Source organism: Streptomyces sp. NPDC002564 (assembly GCF_042889645.1).
Taxonomy (GTDB): Bacteria; Actinomycetota; Actinomycetes; order Streptomycetales; family Streptomycetaceae; genus Streptomyces.
In genome coordinates this window covers 1-21,268 of the sequence record NZ_JBIARE010000004.1, presented here as the reverse complement: position 1 = coordinate 21,268, position 21,268 = coordinate 1, and the positions used below count along the sequence as shown (strand labels likewise).

The following is a 21,268-nucleotide window of genomic DNA, read 5'->3' as shown; positions in this document are numbered from 1 at the left end:
CGGCTTCGTACGGATGGGCGAGACCAGGGCAAAGTCTACCGGCGCTCTTCGTCCTCCCGTGGGGCCTCTCGGCGACGAGACCTGGGAAGGACACGCAGGGCGTCCCCCATGTCGGCGACTTCGATGACCTTCATACCGGCGGGGACCCGGCCCGGATCGGCCGGTACGAGGGCGTGGGTGAAGCCGAGCCGGTGCGCCTCGGCCAGTCTGCGTTGGACCCCGGTGACCCGTCTGACCTCGCCCGCCAGGCCCACTTCCCCGATCGCGACGAGATTCTTCGGCAGCGGGGTGTCGCTCGCCGCGCTGGCCAGCGCGAGGGCGACGGCGAGGTCCGCGGCGGGCTCGGAGAGCTTCACGCCGCCGACCGTCGCGCTGTAGATGTCGCGCTTGCCGAGGGCGGTGATCCGGCCGCGCTGCTCGAGGACGGCCAGCATCATCGAGACGCGGGAGGTCTCCAGGCCGGAGGTGGTGCGGCGGGGGCTGGGGATCTGCGAGTCGACGGTGAGCGCCTGGACCTCGGCGACCAGGGGGCGGCGGCCCTCCAGGGTCACGGTCAGGCAGGTGCCGGGCACCGGCTCGGCGCGCCGGGTGAGGAAGAGGCCGCTGGGGTCGGCGAGGCCGGTGATGCCCTCGTCGTGCAGCTCGAAGCAGCCGACCTCGTCCGTCGTCCCGTACCGGTTCTTGACGCCGCGGACCAGGCGCAGGCGCGCGTGCCGGTCGCCCTCGAACTGCAGGACCACGTCGACCAGATGCTCCAGGAGGCGGGGGCCCGCGATGGCGCCGTCCTTGGTGACGTGGCCCACCAGGAGCGTGGACATGCCGCGCTCCTTGGAGGCGCGGATGAGCGCGCCGGCGACCTCGCGGACCTGGGCCATGCCGCCGGGCGCCCCGTCGATCTCGGGCGAGGCGACCGTCTGCACCGAGTCGAGGATCAGGAGGGAGGGCTTGACCGCGTCCAAGTGGCCGAGGACGGCGGCGAGGTCGGTCTCGGCGGCGAGGAAGAGGTGGTCGTCGATCGCACCGATCCGGTCGGCGCGCAGCCGGACCTGGCTCGCCGACTCCTCGCCGGTGACATAGAGGGTGCGGTGCTCGTCGCTCGCCGCCTTCGCGGCGACGTCCAGGAGCAGGGTGGACTTGCCGACGCCGGGCTCGCCCGCGAGTAGCACGACGGCGCCGGGGACCAGGCCGCCGCCCAGCACGCGGTCCAGCTCGGGCACGCCGGTGGAACGGGCGGTGGCCGACCGGCCGTCGACCTGGCCGATCGGGACGGCGGAGGAGGTGACGCGGCCGGGGGCGGTGGTGCGGACCGCGGGCGCGCCGTACTCCTCGACCGTCCCCCAGGCCTGGCACTCGGGGCAGCGGCCGAGCCACTTGGCCGTCTGCCAGCCGCACTCGGTGCAGCGGTAGGACGGCCGGTCCTTGGCGGATTTCGTACGGGCAGCCATGGTCGGAACCGTAGCGGAGCCCACTGACATCGCCGTCGGCGCCGGGTCCGGGCGCTCGCCCCGCGTGAGGGCCCAGGCCACGGAATCTGACATTCCTGTCCCCTTTTGAGGGATCTGTTCACCCGTAAGGATTAAATTGGCTCAAGAGGGAGGAGGGCCCCCGCGCCGCCCGCCTAACTTCGCACGGGTGATGAGCAGCAGGCCGGAAACTCCCGTGAACGCAACCGGCGCACACCGGGCGCACCGTGACGCACGCAAGCGCGTGGCAGCCCGCCCGGCGCCCCGGAGCGCCCCGCCCGCGCGCTACGAACCGTGTCTGGACGGCCTGTTCACGTACTGCCTGTCCGTCCTCTGCGACCACGACGCGGCGACGGCGGCCCTCGGGGACGTGCTCCATCTCGCCGAGCGGCGCGGCGCCCGCGCGCCCGAGGCCGCGGGCGAGCTCAAGCCCTGGCTCTACGCCCTGGCCCGCTGGGTCTGCCTGCGCCGCCTCGCCGCGGCCAAGCGCAGCCGCGAGGGACGGCACGCGCACGCCGCGGGAAAGCCCGCCGCCGACCACCCCGCGGCCCCCGCCACGCCCACGCTGCCCGACCCCGCCGTACCCGCCGCCCGCCCGCACGACTCCGGCCGGCCCGGACAGGCCGGACAGCCGGGGCAGCCCGGCGGGCACGCCGAACCCGCCGAGTCCGGCCGGTCCGAAGGGGCCGACGGGCCTGACGGGTCCCACGCGTCCGAAGGGTCCGCAGGGTCCGACGCCTCCGCCCCTCCCGAGGACACCGAGCGCCGCCACCGCCGCGAACTCGCCCAGCTCGCCTGGCCGGAGGCCGCCGGCACCACCCCCGAGCAGCGCGAGGCGCTGGAACTGGCCGTGCGCCACCGGCTCGCCCCCGCCGAGGTCGCCGCCGTCCTCGGCCTCGATCTCACACGTACGCGCTCCCTGCTGGCCTCCGCCGCCTGCGAGGTGGAGCGCACCCGCGCCGCGCTCGCCGTCGTGGAGACCGGGAGCTGCCCCATCGTCGCCCGGCTGACCGGCGACAACCAGCTCCTCCTCGGCACCGCCCTGCGCGGCGAGCTGGTCCGGCACGTCGACGACTGCCCGCGCTGCCGCCGCACCGCCGAGCGGGCCGGCGCGGGCGCCTGGCCGGGCACGGCCGTCAGCCCCGCCACGCTCCCCGTCGTCGAGGCCCCGCGGGCCGCCCTGCACGGGGCGATGGCGCACGCCCCCCGCGCACGGGGCGGCGCCCCGCGCTACGACCGGCGCGGTTTCCCGATGGACCCCAAGGACCACGCGGCCCGCCGCGACCGCCTGCGCGCCCGGGCCGTGACGACCACCGTCGTCGCCACGGTGGTGGCCGCCCCGGTGCTGGCCCTGTGGGCCGCCTACCGCGGGGCGCCGCTCACCGGCGAGGGCCACGACGGCCGGTCCGTCACCGCCAGCGACGACGCCGACGGCCTGGGCAGCGACCGGGTCCCGGACAGCTACGAGAACGCGGGCAACGCCCGCAAGGGCCCCGAGCCGCGCTTCACCGCGGGCAGCCGCTCGCCGGACGTCTCGGTGGAGGTCATCAGCGGCGGCGGGCCCCCGTCCGGCGCGACCACCGGCCACGGCCGCCTCACCGTCGAGGCCGGGCACAGCGGCGGCACGACCCTCATCACGCTGACGGCGTCCGGCGGTTCACCGGTCCACTGGTCGGCGTCCGGCGGCGCGCCCTGGCTCTATCTGAGCCGCACGTCGGGGACGCTCGCGCCCGGGGAGTCGATCACCGTCCGGGTGTACGTCGACCCCCGCCACGAGCCGTCGGGGCACTGGCGCGCGCGGATCGCCGTCGCGCCGTCCGGCGCGGTCGTCGCGATCGACGGGTACGGGAACGGCCGCCCGCCGACCTCGCCGGGCCCGGGACCGCGGCCCACCGACCCCGGCCCGTCCCACCCGCACCCCTCCGACCCCGGTCCGTCCGACCCGGACCCGTCCGACCCCGGCCCGTCGGACCCGGGCCCCACCGACCCGGACCCGACACCCACGCCGACCGACCCGACGCCCACGCCGACGGACCCGGGAGGGGGCGACTCGTCACCGCCGCCGGGCGACGGCAGCGGAGGACCGAGCCCGAGTTGAGGCCCGCCCTCCACGCCACCCGCCCTCCGCACCACGCGCCCTCCGCGCCACCCGCCCTAGCGGCCCGGCACCGCCGGGGGATCCGCCGGGTGCGGTGCGAGCAGCGGCAGTTGGGACGCCAGCCGCTCCTCGCACAGCTCCACCAGCCGGTCGTACCCCTCCTTGCCCATCAGCTCGATCAGCTCCGGGCGGTAGGAGACGTACACCGGGTCGCCCGCGCCGTGCGCCGACGTCGCCGACGTGCACCACCAGTGCAGGTCGTGGCCGCCGGGGCCCCAGCCCCGCCGGTCGTACTCACCGATCGACACCTGCAGGACACGGGTGTCGTCGGGCCGGTCGATCCACTCGTACGTCCGGCGCACCGGCAGCTGCCAGCACACGTCCGGCTTGGTCTCCAGCGGCTCGCGGCCCTCCTTCAGCGCCAGGATGTGCAGCGAGCAGCCGGCGCCGCCCGCGAACCCGGGGCGGTTCTGGAAGATGCACGACCCCTGGTACGGACGGGTCTGGCGGTCGCCGTCCTCGTCCGTGGCGGTCCACCCGGACTCCCGGCCCACGTCGTGGTGCTGCCAGATGTCGGGCGTGAGCCGCTTCACGTACCCGGCGACGCGCTTCTCGTCGTCCTCGTCGGAGAAGTGCGCGCCCAGCGTGCAGCAGCCGTCGTCCGCGCGGCCCGCCTGGATGCCCTGGCAGCCGCTCCCGAAGATGCAGTTCCAGCGAGAGGTCAGCCATGTCAGATCACAGCGGAAGACCTGCTCGTCGTCCGCGGGATCGGGGAACTCCACCCAGGCACGGGCGAAGTCGAGGCCCTTCTCGTCCGGCTCCGGCTTCCCCGGCTTCCCCGGCTTTCCCGGCTTCCCCGGCGTTCCCGCCTTCGCGGTTTTCGCGGCCTTCTCTGTCTTCTCTGGGGTTCCCTGCTTCGTCGGCTTCTCCGACGCGGCCTGCTTGGTCGACGACTTCCCCGACTTCGATTTGTCGGTCTTCGCCTTTTTCGTCTTTGGCACGTCTCCAGGGTATGCGTGCGGCCGACCGCCCGGGGACCGACAATCGCCCCACGCGGCGTAGCGTTCCGTATATGAGACTCGGTGTCCTCGACGTGGGGTCGAACACGGTGCATCTGCTCGTGGTCGACGCCCACCCCGGTGCGCGCCCGCTGCCCGCACACTCGCACAAGGCCGACCTGCGCCTGGCCCAACTCCTCGACCCGGCCGGGGCGATCGGCCCCGCGGGCGTCGACCGCCTGGTCACCATCGTCCGCGAGGCGATGGACGCGGCCGAGGACAAGGGCGTGGAGGAAGTGCTGCCGTTCGCCACCTCCGCGGTGCGCGAGGCGAGCAACGCGGACGAGGTGCTCGCCCGCGTCCGGGAGGAGACCGGCGTCGACCTCCAGGTGCTCTCCGGCGAGGAGGAGGCCCGGCTGACGTTCCTGGCCGCCCGGCGCTGGTTCGGCTGGTCCGCGGGCAAGCTCCTGGTCCTGGACATCGGCGGCGGCTCCCTGGAGATCGCGTACGGCATCGACGAGGTGCCGGACGCCGCCGCCAGCCTGCCGCTGGGCGCCGGACGGCTCACCGCGGGCTGGCTGCCGACGGATCCGCCCGACCCCTCCGACGTGAAGGCGCTGCGGCGGCACGTGCGGGCCCAGATCGCCCGTACGGTCGGCGAGTTCAGCCGCTTCGGCGCCCCCGACCACATCGTGGCGACGTCGAAGACGTTCAAGCAGCTCGCCCGGCTCGCGGGCGCCGCACGCTCGGCGGACGGCCTCTACGTACAGCGGGAGCTCAAGCGGAAGTCCCTGGAGGACTGGGTGCCGCAGCTCGCCGCGATGACCACGCAGGAGCGCGCGGAGCTGCCCGGCGTCTCCGAGGGGCGGGCCGGACAGCTGCTCGCGGGGGCGCTCGTCGCGGAGGGCGCGATGGACCTCTTCGGGGTCGAGGCCCTGGAGATCTGCCCGTGGGCGCTGCGCGAGGGCGTGATCCTGCGCAGGCTCGACCACCTTCCGGCGTCGTGAGCGGGCGGCATGGATCCTGATCCCGGCCACCGGCCCCCGGACCGGAGCGCCACCGGGCCACCTCCCCGGCGTCCCGACGCGGCCCGTACCCTGTCCCTCGTGGCAGAACCAGTGGTGCGCATCCCGGATGCGAAGGTCGCCCTGTCGACGGCCTCGGTCTATCCGGAGTCGACGGCGACGGCCTTCGAGATCGCCGCGCGCCTGGGCTACGACGGCGTCGAGGTCATGGTCTGGACGGACCCCGTCAGCCAGGACGTCGAGGCGCTGCGCAGGCTGAGCGACTACCACCGGATCCCCATCCTGGCCGTTCACGCCCCCTGTCTCCTGATCACCCAGCGGGTCTGGTCGACCGATCCGTGGGTCAAGCTGCAGCGCGCGAAGGCCGCCGCGGAGAAGCTCGACGCGTCCACCGTGGTGGTCCACCCGCCGTTCCGCTGGCAGCGGCAGTACTCCCGCGACTTCGTCGACGGCATCTGGCGCATGGCCGACGAGACGGACGTGCGCTTCGCCGTCGAGAACATGTACCCCTGGCGCTACCGCGACCGCGAGATGCTCGCGTACGCGCCCGACTGGGACGTCACCAAGGACGACTACCGCCACTTCACCGTCGACCTCTCGCACACCGCGACCGCCCGCACGGACGCGATGGACATGGTCGACCGGATGGGCGACCGGCTCGGCCACGTGCACCTCGCCGACGGCAAGGGCTCGGCCAAGGACGAGCACCTGGTCCCCGGCCGCGGCACGCAGCCGTGCGCCGAGCTCCTGGAGCGCCTCGCGGTCTCCGGCTTCGACGGGCACGTCGTCATCGAGGTCAACACCCGGCGCGCGATGTCCAGCGCCGAACGTGAGGCCGACCTCGCCGAGGCGCTCGCCTTCACGCGGCTGCACCTCGCCTCCGCCATGAAGGTCCACCGCCCGTGACCCGGGGCGCCGCGGCCGAGGACGCCGCCCCGCGCCGCCGCGGCCGCCCCTCCCGTACGCAAACGGAGACCGGACCCGCCACGCGCGACCAGATCCTGCGGGCGGCGCGCGAGGAATTCTCCGAGCGGGGCTACGAGAAGGCCTCCGTGCGCGGCATCGCCAAGGCCGCGGGCGTCGACCCGGCGCTCGTGCACCACTACTTCGGCACGAAGGAACAGGTCTTCGAGGCGGCCGTCACCGCCACCTTCGCGCCCGCCCTGGAGGCGCCCGCCGCCCTCGAGGAGGGGCCGCCGGACGGCGTCGGGGAGCGCCTGACCCGCTTCGTCCTCGGCATCTGGGAGAACCCCGCGACGCGCGTCCCGCTGCTCGCCGTGGTGCGCTCCGCGATGAACAACGAAACGGCCGCGGCGGTCTTCCGCCGCCTGATCGCCGCCCAGATCCTCGGCCGCATCGCGCGCCGCCTGGACCTGCCGGACGCGGAGCTGCGGGCCGAGCTCGCGGCCGCGCAGCTGGTCGGCATCGCCATGCTGCGGTACGTGCTCCAGGTCGAGCCGCTGGCGTCGGCCGACGTGGAGCAGATCGTGGCACGGGTCGCCCCGGTCGTGCAGGGACATCTGACCGGGCCCTGAGCCGCCCGCCGTGGCCGCTCAGCGAGACGCCCGTCCCGGCATTCGGACAGTCTGTCCGGATCGTGGAGCGGCGGCGTACGCTCGGCAGCAAGTCATACCCTGCCGCGAAGGCCCCGCCCGGGGCCCCCGAAGGAGCGAGCGACGATGCCCGAGCTGAGGTCCCGTACCGTCACCCACGGCCGCAACATGGCGGGCGCCCGCGCCCTTATGCGTGCCTCCGGTGTACCGGGGGCCGACATCGGGCGGAAGCCGATCATCGCGGTGGCCAACTCCTTCACGGAGTTCGTGCCCGGCCACACCCACCTGCAGCCCGTCGGCCGCATCGTCTCCGAGGCGATCCGCGAGGCCGGCGGCATCCCCCGCGAGTTCAACACGATCGCCGTGGACGACGGCATCGCGATGGGCCACGGCGGCATGCTGTACTCCCTGCCCTCCCGCGACCTGATCGCGGACTCGGTCGAGTACATGGTCGAGGCGCACTGCGCCGACGCGCTGATCTGCATCTCCAACTGCGACAAGATCACCCCCGGCATGCTGATGGCCGCCCTGCGCCTGAACATCCCGACGGTCTTCGTCTCCGGCGGCCCGATGGAGGCCGGCAAGGCCACGCTCGTCGACGGCACCGTCCGCAAGCTCGACCTGGTCAACGCGATCAGCGACGCGGTCGACGAGAGCGTCTCGGACGAGGACATCCTCCGCATCGAGGAGAACGCCTGCCCGACCTGCGGCTCCTGTTCCGGCATGTTCACCGCCAACTCGATGAACTGCCTGACCGAGGCCATCGGCCTCTCCCTGCCCGGCAACGGCTCGGTCCTCGCCACGCACACCGCCCGCAAGGCGCTGTACGAGCGGGCCGGCCGGACGGTCGTCGACATCACCCGGCGCCACTACGACGGCGACGACGCCTCGGTCCTGCCGCGCAACATCGCCACCCACGCCGCCTTCGAGAACGCCATGGCCCTCGACATCGCGATGGGCGGCTCCACCAACACGATCCTGCACCTGCTCGCCGCGGCCCGCGAGGCCGAGGTGGACTACGACCTGACCGACATCGACGCCGTCTCGCGCCGCGTCCCGTGCCTGGCCAAGGTCGCCCCGAACGCCGCGCCCACCACGACGTACTACATGGAGGACGTGCACCGCGCCGGCGGCATCCCCGCCCTCCTCGGCGAGCTCTACCGCGGCGGCCTGCTCAACGAGGACGTGCACACCGTCCACTCGCCCTCCATCAAGGAGTGGCTGGACACCTGGGACGTCCGCTCGGGCTCCGCGTCCGACGAGGCGCTCGAACTGTGGCACGCGGCGCCCGGCTGCCGGCGCTCCGCCGAGGCCTTCTCGCAGTCCGAGCGCTGGGACAGCCTGGACACGGACGCCGCGAACGGCTGCATCCGCGACGTGGCCCACGCCTACTCCAAGGACGGCGGGCTCGGCGTCCTCAAGGGCAACATCGCCGTGGACGGCTGCGTGGTGAAGACCGCGGGCGTCGACGAGTCCATCTGGACCTTCGAGGGCCCGGCCGTCGTCTGCGAATCGCAGGAAGAGGCCGTCGAGAAGATCCTCAACAAGGGCGTGAAGGAGGGCGACGTCGTCGTCATCCGCTACGAGGGCCCCAAGGGCGGCCCGGGCATGCAGGAGATGCTCTACCCGACCTCCTTCCTCAAGGGCCGGGGCCTGGGCAAGTCCTGCGCGCTGGTCACCGACGGCCGCTTCTCCGGCGGCACGTCCGGCCTCTCCATCGGCCACGCCTCGCCCGAGGCCGCGTCCGGCGGCACGATCGCGCTGGTCGAGGACGGCGACCGGATCCGCATCGACATCCCCGGCCGCTCGATCGAGCTCCTCGTGCCGGAGGCGGAGCTGGCCGCCCGCCGCGAGGCGCTCGGCGGGGTGTACGCGCCCAAGGCGCGCGAGCGCAAGGTCTCCCAGGCGCTGCGCGCGTACGCGGCGATGGCGACCAGCGCCGACAAGGGCGCCGTCAGGGACGTGTCGAAGCTCGGCTGAACCCCGGCCCTTCCCCGGGAACCTTTGTGCGGCGCGGGCGCGTCCTGGTGTGAGAAGCACACCGAGGGCGGCCCGCGCCGCCCGTCACGGGGGGAGAGCACGGTGAGCGAGAACGTCATGACACCGGCCGTCACGGACGAGCCCGACGAGTCCGTCGAGGCCCTGGCCGGGGGCACCTACGCGATCGCCGCGGACGTCAACGTCCGCTCGGGCCCCGGCACGTCGTACGGCACGGTGGGCCGGCTCCGGGCCGGCGCCCGGGTGACCATCTCCTGCCAGCGTCCCGGCGAGACGGTCTCGGGTCCCACGGGCACCTCGAAGATCTGGGACAGGATCGGCAGCGGCCGGTACGTCTCGGACACGTACGTCCGCACGGGCAGCAACGGATACGTGGCACCGCGCTGCTGATCCGGCCCGCCGCAGGGCCCGCAGGACACGACCCGACCCACGCACGGCACACGACAGGCCACGCCACGCCACGGGGCACACGACGCACGGGCGCCATCGGCCGCCGGAACTCCGGAGCACACCACCGGACCCGGCGGCCGCGTCATGTCGGGCGGGCCGGGGCCGGCCTCCGCGCGTCAGCCCGACTTCGGGGGCTTCGTCGCGTCGAAGGCGAACACCGTGTTCTTCGCGGCCGCCACGACCACCGCGCTGCCCGCGACCGCCACCCGCGCGCTCGCGTTCGTCTCGCCCGCCAGGCCCTCGGCCCGCGGGTCCGTCGTCCACAGCGAGGTGCCCCTGCGCGGGTCGAGCGCGACGACCCGGCCGCTGGCCGAGCTGAAGTACAGCGCCCCGTCGCCGCCCACCGGACCCGACACACCCTCGACGCCGGTCTGCCGGTCCCACTTCTTGCGTCCGTCCGCCGGGTCGAAGGCGGTGACGAGCCCCGTGTCGCCGCTCACGAAGACGGTGCCGTCCACCAGGCCCGGCGTCCCCGCGTACGTCCTCGGCAGCCGGGAGTACGTGACCTTGTGCGAGTCCCGGTCCACCCGCACGACCCCGTCGTAGCCGATGGACTCCAGCCGCCGCTGGTCGCGGTGGAGGAACACCAGGCTGTCGCCGTCGGTGCCGATCGGCTGCGCGGGGCCCTTCAGCGCGACGGGCCGGCCGAGCGTGCCGGTGGAGAGGTCGACGGTGCGCAGGGTGGCGTGGCGCACCGCGCCCGCCGCCACCTCGGGGTTCGGCGCGCACATCGCGTACAGCCGGTCTCCGGAGGGGAGCGGCGCGCACTGCGTGCCCGTGGGGAAGGGTCGCTTCCAGGTGACGCTGCCGGTGTGTGCGCGCCGTGCCTCGAAGCGGGTGTTCGACGGGTCGACCGTGACGGCCGTCGAGCCGACGACCGCCGCGTCGCGGGTGGCCCCGGTCACCGACGTCGACTGGGAGCCCGAGGGCACCGACCACAGCTCCCTGCCCTTGGCCGCGTCGACGGCGACCACCTCGGTGGCCGGGTCGCCCGGCGCGTCCTCGGCCGCGAAGCGGTAGCCGAGCACGGTGTCGTCGGTGGCGCCCACCAGGTGCATGCCCTGCACCGGGACGCCGGGGCTCTTCCGCGTCCACACCCGGGAGCCGTCGGAGAGCCTGAGCCGCGTCGCCACGACCCCGCCGCCCCCGCAGAACAGCGCCTCGCCGCGCGTCACACAGCGCAGCTCATCCGGAATGTCCTCGCGGCCGCCCGGCACGGTCTTGCGCCACGGCGCGAAACCGCCCGGCAGCCGCGCCCCGGCCGCCGCGATGTCGCCGCCCTTGCCGCCCGGGCCGTCGGACCCGGCGGACCCGTCGGCGTCTCCGGCGCGCAGCACCGCGACGCCGCCGCCGATCGCGGCCACGGCCACCGCGGCGGCCAGCACCGGGCGCCAGCGGCGGCGCAGCCGACCGCCCGTCAGGGCCCCCGCTGCGGAGCCGGATTCCTCGGCGGAGGTGTCGCCGGGACCATCAGCAGGGGAAGCGACCGGCGCCGGGGTGTCGTCGTCCGCCGACAGGTGGTGCTGCGTGTCCGTCTCCCGGGTGCTGCGCGGGCCGGTCGCGGGCCCGGCCGCCGCGCCCAGGTCGGCGGGCAGGTCCCGCAGCCGTACGAGGAGTTCGTCCGCCGACGGCCGGTCCCCGGGGTCCTTGGACAGGCACGGCTCCACCACCCGCCGCAGCTTGTCCGGCACCGAGCCCAGCGACGGCGGCTCGTGCACCACTTGATACGCCGTCATGTACGGGCTGTCCGCGTCGAAGGGGCCCTGCCCCGTCGCCGCGTACACCAGCAGCGTGGCCAGCGAGAACACGTCGGAGCGCGGCCCGACCCCGCGCGGGGTCTGCAGCTGCTCCGGCGACATGAACGGCGGCGTGCCGATGACCCGGCCCGTCATCGTCAGCGTCTGCTGGTCCGCCGCGCGCGAGATGCCGAAGTCGATGACCCGCGGGCCCTCGGGGGAGAGGACCACGTTCGACGGCTTGAGGTCGCGGTGCACGACGCCCGCGCGGTGGATGTCGCGCAGCGCCTCGGTCAGTCCGATGGCCAGCGTGCGCAGCTCGGACCCGCCGATGGGGCCCTGCTCGGCGATGCGCTGCGCGAGCGTGTGGCCCTCGATGAAGGTCGTGGCCATCCAGGGGTGCTCGGCCTCCGGATCGGCGTCGATCACGGCCGCGGTGAAGGCGCCGCTGACCCGGCGGGCGGCGGCGACCTCCTGGCGGAAGCGGATCCGGAACTCCTCGTCGTCCGCGAACTGCCGGTGGATCAGCTTGATCGCGACGGGCCGCCCGGACGCCGTGCGCGCCAGGAAGACCGTGCCCATGCCGCCCGAGCCGAGGCGTGCCTCCAGCGGATAGCCGCCGATCTCCTCCGGGTCCCCGCCGCGGAGCGACATGCCCACCGACCTCCCCCGTGCTTCCCGATCCTCCGCGCGTTCCCCGCCGCACCGTACCCAGCCCAAACTAGCTGCCGGACGGTGCGTCCTGGCAAGGCGGGGGACGAATCGGGCGTGCCCGCCCCCGTGACCGGCCGGTCGCCCGCACGGGCAGGCGATAATCAAACGGTGAGCGAAGAATCCGGCATCCAGGACCCCACCGGCACGACCGGTACCTCCGGTACGACCGGTACCTCCGGTACGACCGGTCCCTCCGGTACGGCTCCCGGCCCCCGCCCCGAGCCCCTCCGCTTCTTCGGGACGACCTGGGTCGACCACGACGGCGGCTACGGCGCGCGCCGTCTCGGCGTCGCGGTCGGTTCGCTGGCCGGTGCCGCTGCAGGCTGCTTCGTGCTGCGCTTCGCCTACGAGGGCCTGGCCATCGCGGATGTCGGCACGTTCGTGAACCTGCTGGTCGTCGTGATGTTCGCGATCTGCAGCGCCCTCGCCTTCCGCCGCACCTGGGAGGGGTTCTCGCGCCGCCACGACGCGGCGTCGCAGGCCTCCACGCGCGGCCTGATGACGATCGGGTTCGTCGGCAGCCTCCTCGCGTACTTCTTCCGCTCCCTCAAGGAGGCCCCGGGCGAGCGGCTGCACCGCGAGGAGTACGAGACGGCGCGCGAGCAGTACGCGAAGCGCACGGCCCGGCGCACGGGCAACCCGTCGCGCAAGAAGCGCAAGCGCTGAGCCGGCGCGGGCGGCGGGGGCGGCGGGGGCGGCGGGGGCAGGATCAGTCCGCGGCAGTCCGCGGCAGTCCGCCGGGCAGCCGGTGGTTGGTCGTCGGGTAGCCGGTGGCAGTCCGCCGGGCAGCCGGTGGCAGGTCGCTGGGCAGCCGGTGGCAGTCCGCCGGGCAGACGGTTGTAGGTCGCACGGGTCTGGCTCGCGGACCCCGGTGCGCGCGACCATGCCCTCATGACTTCCGCCCCCTCACGCGCCCACTCCTTCAACGCGGCCGCCGCCAGGTACGCGGCGTACCGCCCCTCCTACCCGCCCGACCTCTTCGACGCCGTCGAGCACCTGGCGGGCCGCCCGCTGGCGGGCGCGCGGGTGGTGGACGTGGGCGCGGGCACCGGCATCGCCAGCGCCCTGCTCGCCGGGCGGGGCGCGCGGGTCCTCGCGGTGGAGCCGGGGGACGGCATGGCGGCGCAGTTCCGCCGGACGCTGCCGCACGTGCCGCTCGTGCGCGGTGACGGCAACGCCCTGCCGGTCGCCGACGGCGCCGCCGACCTCATCACCTACGCCCAGGCCTGGCACTGGACCGACCAGCGGCGCTCCGTGCCGGAGGCCCTGCGCGTGCTGCGGCCGGGCGGCGCGCTCGCCCTGTGGTGGAACATCCAGGACCACGACGCCTCCTGGTTCGAGGACCAGACCGTGCGCGTCGCCCGCTTCCTCGGCCGGCAGGACGAGACCCGCAGCGCGGCCGCCCGCACCGACGACCTGACGACCGCACTCGCCTTCCGCCGCGACCGGGTCCGCTGGAGCCGCCGGGTCCCGCTCGACACGCACCTGGCGAACCTGGGCACGCACTCGGCGTTCCTGGTCCTCGGCCAGGAGCGGGTCGGGGCGTTCCTCGCCGAGGAGCGGGCGGAACTCCTCAAGGTCTTCCCGGACGAGGTCGTCGAGGAGAGCTACTTCGTGGACCTGTCGGTCGCGATCCGCCCCGCGGACGGCACCGGTACGGGGCCCGCGGGCGGCGCCTGACCCGCGGCCGCCAACCGGCGCCGCCGCTCCGCCCACCCCTCCAGGGCCGCCGCGCACGCGTGGTCGACGTGCCGCAGCCCCGCGAGGTCGAGCCGCACCGGCCGGTCCTGCGGCAGCGCCTCCAGCGCGTCGAGCAGCTTCGGCAGCCGCAGGAACGTGGCGTGGCCGCGGACGTGCACGACCAGGCCCGCCGCGCCCCGGTCCGCCGTCTCGACGTGCACGTGGCTGGTGTCCCACGCGGTCTTGGCGACGGCCAGCGCGAGCCCGACGAGCACCCCCTCGAAGAGATTCGTCGCCACGATCGCCACGGCCGTCACCCCGAGCACCACCGCCTCACCCCGATGCTCCCGCCACAGCGGCCGCAGTTCGCGTACGGGGATGAGCTTGCAGCCCGCGTGCACGAGCAGCCCGGCGAGCGCCGCCACCGGGATCAGCCCGAGCGCGGCGGGCAGCACGGCGGCGAAGAGCAGCAGCCACACCCCGTGCAGGACCCGGGACGCCTTGGTCCTGGCCCCGGCCCGCACGTTCGCGGCGCTGCGCACGATCACGGCGGTCAGCGGCAGCGCGCCCAGCGCGCCGCAGACGGCGTTGCCCGTGCCCTGGGCGATGAGCTCCTTGTCGTAGTCCGTGCCCCGCCCCTGGTGCAGCCGGTCCACGGCGGCGGCGCTGAACAGTGACTCCGCGGACGCGATCAGCGCGAACGCCAGTACGGTGCCGAGCACGCCCGGCTCCGTCAGGCGCGCGAACTCGGCGCCGCCCGGCGGCCGCACGGCGTCCAGCAGCCCCCGCACCTCGATGGTGCGCACGGGCAGGTCCAGCAGCGCGGTGGCCGCGGCGGCCAGGCCGACGGCGACCAGGGGCGCGGGCAGGATCCGCGCGGCGCGGGGCAGGCGGGGCCAGAGCACGAGGAGCAGGACGGTGCCCGCGCCGACGGCGAGCGCGGCGGGCTCCGCCGATCCGGCGAGCCCGGCGAGGCCGGTGATCTTCGCGGCGGCGCCGGCGGGCGCGGCGACGTCCCCGAGCGCGTAGAGCTGCCCGGCGACCAGGACGAGTCCGATGCCCGCGAGCATGCCGTGCACCACGGCGACGGAGACCGCGCGGAACCAGCGTCCGAGCCGCAGCACCCCCACGCCGATCTGCACCAGGCCCGCGGCGAGCACGAGCACGCCGAGGGTGGCGGGCCCGTACGCCCGCACCGCCTCGAACACGAGCACGGTCAGGCCTGCGGCGGGCCCGCTGACCTGGAGGCTGCTGCCGGGCAGGACGCCGACGACGAGCCCGCCGACGATGCCGGTGACGATGCCGAGCCCGGCGGGCACGCCGGACGCGACGGCCACGCCGAGACAGAGGGGCAGGGCGACGAGGAACACGACGAGGGAGGCGACGAGGTCGGCGGCGGACAGGCGGCGGACGAGCTGACGGGTCCTGCGGGTGGCGCGGCCGGAGCCCTCGGGGGACAGGGCGGGTGTGGGGGACAAGCGGGCACCTCCGACGGTGACGACGTACGGGAGATGCGTGGGCGCGCGTCGGGGCGGGGGAGCCCGTGACGCTGAAATCCATTGTCACGTACGGGAGTTGGCGGCGCACCGGGCCGCGGTTACCGCTGTGTGAACCCGGGAGCACGGGGGCGTACGGGGCGTCCGGTGCCGTGACCGCGCTCCCCTCGGCCGCGCGGTCGGTGCGCGGCGCCTTGACGGGGCCGGACCCCCGGAGGATTATTCATCATGTGATGAATAAAAGAAGTCCGACCCCGGATTCCGCGACCTCGTCGGGCCCCGCCGTCCGCGCCGAGGGACTGACCGTCGTCCGGGGCCCCCGCACCGTCCTGCGCGGCCTCGCCTTCACCGTGCCCCGGGGACAGATCACCGGCCTCCTCGGCCCCTCCGGCTGCGGCAAGTCCACCCTCATGCGCTCGATCGTCGGCACCCAGGCCAAGGTCACCGGGACCCTGCGGGTGCTCGACCACCCGGCGGGTGCCCCCGCCCTGCGCTCCCGCATCGGCTACGTCACCCAGAGCCCGTCCGTCTACGACGACCTCACCGTCCGCCAGAACCTCGACTACTTCGCCGCCGTCCTCGACCCGGGCCGCGGCCCCGCCGCCGCACGCCGCCGGGCCGACGTCGCCCGCGTCCTCGACGACGTCGCCCTCACCTCGCACGCCGACTCCCTGGCCGGCAACCTCTCCGGCGGCCAGCGCAGCCGCGTCTCCCTCGGCGTCGCACTCCTCGGCACCCCCGAACTCCTCGTCCTGGACGAACCGACCGTCGGCCTCGACCCCGTCCTGCGCCGCGACCTGTGGCAGCTCTTCCACGCCGTCGCCGCCGACCGCGGCGCCACGATCCTCGTCTCCTCGCACGTCATGGACGAGGCGGAACGCTGCCACCGCCTCCTGCTCATGCGGACCGGCGAGATCCTCGCCGACGACACCCCCGACGCCCTGCGCGCCCGCACGCGCTCCGACACCGTCGAAGAGGCGTTCCTCCACCTCGTCGACCGCGCGGACACGGCAGCCGACACCACCACGCCCAGATCCGCCGAAACCGACGCCGAGTCCAGGACCGACGCCGAGGCCGGGACCGACGCCGACGCCGACGCCGACGCCAGGAGCCCCCGATGAACACCTTCCGCACCGTCACCAGCGCCGCCCGCGTCCTGCGCCAGCTCCGCCACGACGTGCGCTCCATCGCGCTGATGATCCTCGTCCCCTGCGTGATGCTGCTCCTGCTGCGCTACGTCTTCGACGGCAGCCCGCAGACCTTCGACTCCATCGGCGCCTCCCTCCTCGGGATCTTCCCCCTCATCACGATGTTCCTGGTCACCTCGATCGCCACCCTGCGCGAACGCACCTCGGGAACCCTCGAACGCCTCCTCGCCCTGCCGCTCGGCAAGGGCGACCTCATCGCCGGCTACGCCCTCGCCTTCGGCGCCCTCGCCGTCGTCCAGTCGACCCTCGCCACCGGACTCGCCCTGTGGGTCCTCGGCCTGGACGTCACCGGCTCCGCCTGGCTGCTGCTCCTCATCGCCCTGCTCGACGCCCTCCTGGGCACCGCGCTCGGCCTCTTCGTCTCCGCCTTCGCCGCGTCCGAGTTCCAGGCCGTCCAGTTCATGCCGGCGGTGATCTTCCCCCAACTCCTCCTCTGCGGCCTGTTCGCACCCCGCGACACCATGCAGCCCGTCCTGGAAGGCATTTCCGACGTCCTCCCCATGTCGTACGCCGTCGACGGCATGAACCAGGTCCTCCACCACCCCCACATCACCGGCGACTTCGTCCGCGACGTCGCCGTCGTCGCCGGCTGCGCCCTCCTCGTCCTGGCGCTCGGCGCGGCGACCCTGCGCCGCCGCACCGCCTGACCCACCGCACCGCCCGACCGCCCCGCGACCCCCGGCCCGACGGTCCGCCCACCGGACGCCGACACCGCACCCGGCACCCCAGTGCGAGGATGGTCCCCGGACGACGCAACCCCGGAGGCCACCGTTCATGAGCAGCAACACGAGCCAGAAAGTCGCAGTCCTCGGCACCGGAAAGATCGGTGAAGCGCTGCTCAGCGGCATGATCCGCGGCGGATGGGCGCCCGCCGACCTGCTGGTCACCACCCGCCGCCAGGAACGCGCCGACGAGCTCAGCACCCGCTACGGCGTCACCCCCGTCAGCAACGCCGACGCCGCCAAGCAGGCCGGCACCCTGATCCTCGCCTGCAAGCCGCAGGACATGGCCAAGCTCCTGGACGAACTCGCCCCGCACGTCACCCCCGACCGCCTGATCATCAGCGCCGCCGCGGGCATCACGACCGCCTACATCGAGGAACGCCTCGCGGAGACCACCCCCGTCGTCCGCGTCATGCCGAACACCCCGGTCCTCGTGGACGAGGGCATGTCCGTCATCTCGGCCGGCAGCCACGCCTCGGGCGCCGCGCTGGCCCACGCGGAGGCCATCTTCGGCGCCGTCGGCAAGACGCTCCGCGTCCCCGAGACCCAGCAGGACGCCTGCACCGCCCTGTCCGGCTCGGGCCCCGCCTACTTCTACTTCCTCGTCGAGGCCATGACCGACGCGGGCATCCTCCTCGGCCTGCCCCGCGACAAGGCGCACGACCTGATCGTCCAGGCGGCCGTCGGCGCGTCCGTGATGCTCCGGGACAGCGGCGAACACCCGGTGAAGCTCCGGGAGAACGTCACGTCCCCCGCCGGCACCACGATCAACGCCATCCGCGAACTCGAGAACCACGGAGTGCGCGCCGCCCTCATCGCCGCCCTCGAAGCGGCCCGCGACCGCAGCCGCGAACTGGCCTCCGGCAACAACTGACCCACCCGACCGGCACCCCGCCGATCGGCGCCCGCCGACCGACACCCCTCGGCTCACCCGGGACGCGGTGTCACCGCACGCCGCGTGTCACCTCACGCCGCCGCCCCGCGCAGCGCCTCCGAGGTGACCACGCGCGCGAAGCCCCCGCCGTGCAGCGACACCGCCGTCGCCCGCGCGAGCTCCGCCGCCTCGCACCGCCACCCGAAGGGCCCCGCCAGGTCGAACGTGTACGTCGCGTCCAGCGCGAACAACACGTCGTACCCGAGGTTCCCGCCCATCCGCGCCGTCGTCTCCGCGCACATGTTGGTCTGGATCCCGGCCACCACGAACTGCGTGACCCCCTCCGCCCTGAACCAGGCGTCCAGGTCCGGCGTCCCGTAGAACGCCGAGTTCACGGTCTTCGTCACGAACAGCTCGGCCCCTGCCCCCTTCCCCCGCCGCTCCTCGACGTACTCCTTGAAGCCGTTGCCCTCGTACCCCGTCCGCAGGGGCGACCGCGGCTTCGGCGAGTCGTGCCGGACGAAGACCACCGGCCGCCCCGTCGCCTGCCACACATCGATCAGCGAGGCGATGTTGTCGTCGGCCCCGGGATTGTTCCGCGGCCCCCAGAACTCCTCCTCCTCGAACCCCTTCTGTACGTCCACCACGACCAGTGCTGCGTTCGCTGCGATCTCCATGACCACGATGCTGCCGCCCCGCACGCCCGCGCCCCAGAGGGACAAAAGCCAGCGATCGATGGTTTACTGCCACCGTGCCCCCTCACCCCGCCGGCCGGCCCCAGCGCATCGCCCTCCTCTCCTTTCCCGGCATCCGGGCCTTCGACATCTCCGTCATCACCGAGGTCTGGGGCACCGACCGCACCGACCGGGGCGCACCCGCCTTCGACCTGCGCAGGGTCGCCGCCGAACCCACGCCCGTCCCCATCAGAGGCGGCCTCACCCTCACCCCGGACCGCACCCTCGACTGGCTGACCGGCCTCACCGGAGCCGACCTGATCGTCGTCCCCGGCCTGGACGACCACCTCTCACCCGCACCGCGGCCGATCCTCGACGCCCTGCGCGAGGCGCACACCCGGGGCATCACCGTCGCCGCACTGTGCGGCGGCGCCTTCACCCTCGCCCAGGCCGGACTGCTCGACGGCCGCCGGGCCATCACCCACTGGAACCTCGTCGACCTGCTCCGCACCCACCACCCCCTCGTCACCGTCGAACCCGACGCCCTCTTCATCGAGGACGACAACATCTGGACCGCCGCGGGCACGGCCGCCGGCATCGACCTGTGCCTGCACCTGGTCCGCCTCACCCACGGCTCCGAAGCCGCCGCGACCATCGCCCGCTCGATGGTCACCGCCCCCTTCCGCTCCGGCACCCAGGCCCAGTTCATCGAGCACCCCACCCCACGTGCCGACCGTGACGCCGACGCCCTCGCCTCCGTCCGCGAACACGCCCTGCGCCACCTGCACGAACCGCTCACCGTCGCCGACCTGGCCGCCCGCGCCGGCATGTCCGCACGCTCCTTCGCCCGCCACTTCACCGCGGCCACCGGCACGACCCCGCTGCGCTGGCTCCTGGACCAGCGCATCGCGGCCGCGCAGAAACTCCTCGAACGCACCGACCTGCCCATGCCGGAGATCGCCCGCCGCGCGGGCTTCGGCAGCGAGGTCACGATGCGCCAGCACTTCGCATCGCGCCTCGCCACCAGCCCCCGCGCCTACCGCGCCTCGTTCACCGGCGGCAGCAGCCCGATCGCCCGATAGGCGCCGTCCACCGTCGGCTTGGCCATGCCCCGCGCCCGCTCCGCTCCCCGCCGCAACACCTCCTCCAGGTACGTGGGGTCCGCCACCAGCTCCTTGTGCCGCTCCTGCACGGGCCTGAGCAGCTCCACCACGGCCTCGGCGGTGTCCTTTTTCAGTGCGCCGTACGACTCGTATACACCGCTCAGGGCTTCCGGGTTCCCACCCTGGCAAGCCGCGAGGATCTCCAGCAGATTCGAGACGCCCGGCTGGGCCTCCCGGTCGAAGGCGACCTCGCCGCCGCTGTCCGTGACGGCCCGCATGATCTTCTTGCGCACCACGTCCGGCTCGTCGAGCAGATAGACGATGCCGGCCCCGGTCTCGTGGGACTTGCCCATCTTCGACGTCGGGTCCTGGAGGTCCATGACCCGCGCCGCCACCTTGGGCGGCGTGGCCCGCGGCACCACGAACGTCGGGCCGTAGCGCTGGTTGAACCGCACGGCCAGGTCCCGCGTCAGCTCGACGTGCTGGGTCTGGTCCTCACCGACGGGCACCTCGTCGGCGCGGTAGGCGAGGATGTCGGCCGCCATCAGCACCGGATAGGTGAGGAGCGACAGCCGCACGCTCCCGCCCCGAGCCCGCTCCAGGACGGACTTCTCCTTGTACTGGATCATCCGGCGCATCTCGCCGTCCGTCGCGAGGCACTCGAGGAGATACGAGAGCCGGGCGTGCTCGTCCACATGGCTCTGCACGAAGACGGTGGCCCGCTCGGGATCGATCCCCGACGCGAGCAGCAGCGTCGCCGCCTGCCTACTGAGCCTGCGCACCCGCCCGGGATCGTGCTCCACGGTCAGCGCATGCAGGTCGACGATGCTGAACAGCGCGTCGGCCCGGTGCTGGTCGGCCTCGGCCCACTGCCGGACGGCGCCCAAGTAGTTGCCCAGGGTCAGATGCCCCGTCGGCTTGATCCCGCTGAAGATCCTCGTCATCACTCCACCTCCTGGTCGGGACCGCCGGCCCGGCGTCCGGGCTCCAGGTCCTCCGGGGGGAGAAACGAGAACGGCCGCCGAGGCGGCGGCCGATGAGTACATGCGTATGTACGGCCGCCGTCAGGCGGCCCACCACAGCTGGGCGTACGCACGTGTTGTCACGTCCCTCAGAGTAGCCCCGAGGGGGGCCCGCCGTCGGGAGTTGACACGCCGGGACCCGCTACGTAGTGTTCTCCGAGTTGCCCGACGTGAGCGTCGACCACACGGTCGGTCCCCGGGCAGCCATTCCGCAACAACCATTCAAGCGATCGACATCGTGCTGCCTTCGTGGCGCTCGCGTTCGGCTCGTTTTCATGCGTATTTGCGAAATGAGGAATCGGCGTTCGAAAGACCGCCCCCGATTAGGTCGGGAGCCGAGATTCCGCTAAAGTCTCACTCGTCGGAACGGCCCAACAGCCGCGAGGACAAACCCCGCTGACTGGGAGTCAGGCCCGAAAGGATCTGATAGAGTCGGAACCGCCGGAAAGGGAAA

Annotated in this window: 18 protein-coding genes; 12 read left to right on the top strand and 6 right to left on the bottom strand. The window is 73.9% G+C overall.

The annotated features are described in order from the left end of the window. Nucleotides 1–35: 35 nt before the first annotated feature. Nucleotides 36–1,445: a DNA repair protein RadA gene (gene radA / locus ACFYXE_RS15320; RefSeq protein WP_361174996.1), complete on the bottom strand. Its 1,410-nt coding sequence runs from the start codon at nt 1,443–1,445 to the stop codon at nt 36–38. A gap of 190 nt (nt 1,446–1,635) precedes the next feature. Here radA and ACFYXE_RS15315 point away from each other — a divergent pair, with 190 nt between their 5' ends. Next, complete coding sequence (locus ACFYXE_RS15315; protein WP_389312629.1) at nt 1,636–3,561, top strand: hypothetical protein; 1,926 nt, start codon at nt 1,636–1,638, stop codon at nt 3,559–3,561. 56 nt (nt 3,562–3,617) lie between these two features. On the opposite strand, the gene ACFYXE_RS15310 is transcribed toward ACFYXE_RS15315, so the two are convergent. Then, nucleotides 3,618–4,562, bottom strand: coding sequence for a hypothetical protein (locus tag ACFYXE_RS15310; RefSeq protein ID WP_361175002.1), 945 nt, complete (start codon nt 4,560–4,562; stop codon nt 3,618–3,620). Between the two features lie 71 nt (nt 4,563–4,633). Here ACFYXE_RS15310 and ACFYXE_RS15305 point away from each other — a divergent pair, with 71 nt between their 5' ends. The 5 genes from ACFYXE_RS15305 to ACFYXE_RS15285 all read left to right on the top strand — a co-directional run bounded on the left by ACFYXE_RS15305 (nt 4,634) and on the right by ACFYXE_RS15285 (nt 9,525). After that, nucleotides 4,634–5,566 (top strand): Ppx/GppA phosphatase family protein, encoded by a 933-nt coding sequence (locus ACFYXE_RS15305; RefSeq protein ID WP_361175005.1) that lies wholly within the window; start codon nt 4,634–4,636, stop codon nt 5,564–5,566. 99 nt (nt 5,567–5,665) lie between these two features. After that, nucleotides 5,666–6,490, top strand: coding sequence for a sugar phosphate isomerase/epimerase family protein (locus ACFYXE_RS15300; RefSeq protein WP_389312627.1), 825 nt, complete (start codon nt 5,666–5,668; stop codon nt 6,488–6,490). Next, nucleotides 6,487–7,119 carry a TetR family transcriptional regulator gene (locus ACFYXE_RS15295; protein ID WP_389312625.1) on the top strand — a complete coding sequence of 211 codons (633 nt, stop codon included), beginning with the start codon at nt 6,487–6,489 and terminating at the stop codon, nt 7,117–7,119. The genes ACFYXE_RS15300 and ACFYXE_RS15295 overlap by 4 nt, the downstream gene beginning before the upstream one ends. A gap of 144 nt (nt 7,120–7,263) precedes the next feature. Beyond that, nucleotides 7,264–9,117, top strand: coding sequence for a dihydroxy-acid dehydratase (ilvD, locus tag ACFYXE_RS15290; RefSeq protein WP_389312623.1), 1,854 nt, complete (start codon nt 7,264–7,266; stop codon nt 9,115–9,117). Between the two features lie 117 nt (nt 9,118–9,234). Beyond that, complete coding sequence (locus ACFYXE_RS15285) at nt 9,235–9,525, top strand: SH3 domain-containing protein (RefSeq protein ID WP_389313623.1); 291 nt, start codon at nt 9,235–9,237, stop codon at nt 9,523–9,525. Between the two features lie 176 nt (nt 9,526–9,701). Here the strand turns inward: ACFYXE_RS15285 and ACFYXE_RS15280 are convergent, their stop codons facing one another. Beyond that, entirely contained in the window at nt 9,702–11,975 is a 2,274-nt protein-coding gene (locus ACFYXE_RS15280) for a PQQ-binding-like beta-propeller repeat protein (protein WP_389312621.1), read from the bottom strand. A gap of 168 nt (nt 11,976–12,143) precedes the next feature. Here ACFYXE_RS15280 and ACFYXE_RS15275 point away from each other — a divergent pair, with 168 nt between their 5' ends. Further along, nucleotides 12,144–12,701 carry an EamA/RhaT family transporter gene (locus ACFYXE_RS15275; protein ID WP_389312619.1) on the top strand — a complete coding sequence of 186 codons (558 nt, stop codon included), beginning with the start codon at nt 12,144–12,146 and terminating at the stop codon, nt 12,699–12,701. A 225-nt stretch (nt 12,702–12,926) separates the two neighbouring features. Further along, the gene (locus ACFYXE_RS15270) at nt 12,927–13,715 is read left to right on the top strand and encodes a class I SAM-dependent methyltransferase (RefSeq protein WP_389312617.1); all 789 of its coding nucleotides are present in this window, start codon (nt 12,927–12,929) and stop codon (nt 13,713–13,715) included. Here ACFYXE_RS15270 and ACFYXE_RS15265 read toward each other — a convergent pair. Continuing rightward, a complete protein-coding gene (locus tag ACFYXE_RS15265; RefSeq protein WP_389313621.1) occupies nt 13,643–15,118 on the bottom strand; it encodes a SulP family inorganic anion transporter in 1,476 nt (491 codons plus the stop codon). The genes ACFYXE_RS15270 and ACFYXE_RS15265 overlap by 73 nt on opposite strands. A 326-nt stretch (nt 15,119–15,444) precedes the next feature. On the opposite strand from ACFYXE_RS15265, the gene ACFYXE_RS15260 reads away from it, so the two are divergent. The 3 genes from ACFYXE_RS15260 (at nt 15,445) to proC (ending at nt 18,015) form a co-directional block, all read left to right on the top strand. Beyond that, nucleotides 15,445–16,332 carry an ABC transporter ATP-binding protein gene (locus ACFYXE_RS15260; protein ID WP_389312615.1) on the top strand — a complete coding sequence of 296 codons (888 nt, stop codon included), beginning with the start codon at nt 15,445–15,447 and terminating at the stop codon, nt 16,330–16,332. Continuing rightward, nucleotides 16,329–17,066, top strand: coding sequence for an ABC transporter permease (locus ACFYXE_RS15255; protein ID WP_389312613.1), 738 nt, complete (start codon nt 16,329–16,331; stop codon nt 17,064–17,066). The genes ACFYXE_RS15260 and ACFYXE_RS15255 overlap by 4 nt, the downstream gene beginning before the upstream one ends. A 127-nt stretch (nt 17,067–17,193) precedes the next feature. Further along, on the top strand, nt 17,194–18,015 hold the full coding sequence (proC, locus tag ACFYXE_RS15250; RefSeq protein WP_389312611.1) for a pyrroline-5-carboxylate reductase: 822 nt from the start codon (nt 17,194–17,196) through the stop codon (nt 18,013–18,015). A gap of 92 nt (nt 18,016–18,107) precedes the next feature. Here the strand turns inward: proC and ACFYXE_RS15245 are convergent, their stop codons facing one another. Next, nucleotides 18,108–18,692 carry a cysteine hydrolase family protein gene (locus ACFYXE_RS15245; RefSeq protein WP_389312609.1) on the bottom strand — a complete coding sequence of 195 codons (585 nt, stop codon included), beginning with the start codon at nt 18,690–18,692 and terminating at the stop codon, nt 18,108–18,110. 74 nt (nt 18,693–18,766) lie between these two features. On the opposite strand from ACFYXE_RS15245, the gene ACFYXE_RS15240 reads away from it, so the two are divergent. Then, complete coding sequence (locus ACFYXE_RS15240) at nt 18,767–19,771, top strand: GlxA family transcriptional regulator (RefSeq protein ID WP_389312607.1); 1,005 nt, start codon at nt 18,767–18,769, stop codon at nt 19,769–19,771. Here the strand turns inward: ACFYXE_RS15240 and trpS are convergent. Beyond that, on the bottom strand, nt 19,726–20,736 hold the full coding sequence (gene trpS / locus ACFYXE_RS15235; RefSeq protein WP_389312605.1) for a tryptophan--tRNA ligase: 1,011 nt from the start codon (nt 20,734–20,736) through the stop codon (nt 19,726–19,728). The genes ACFYXE_RS15240 and trpS overlap by 46 nt on opposite strands. Nucleotides 20,737–21,268 lie beyond the last annotated feature (532 nt).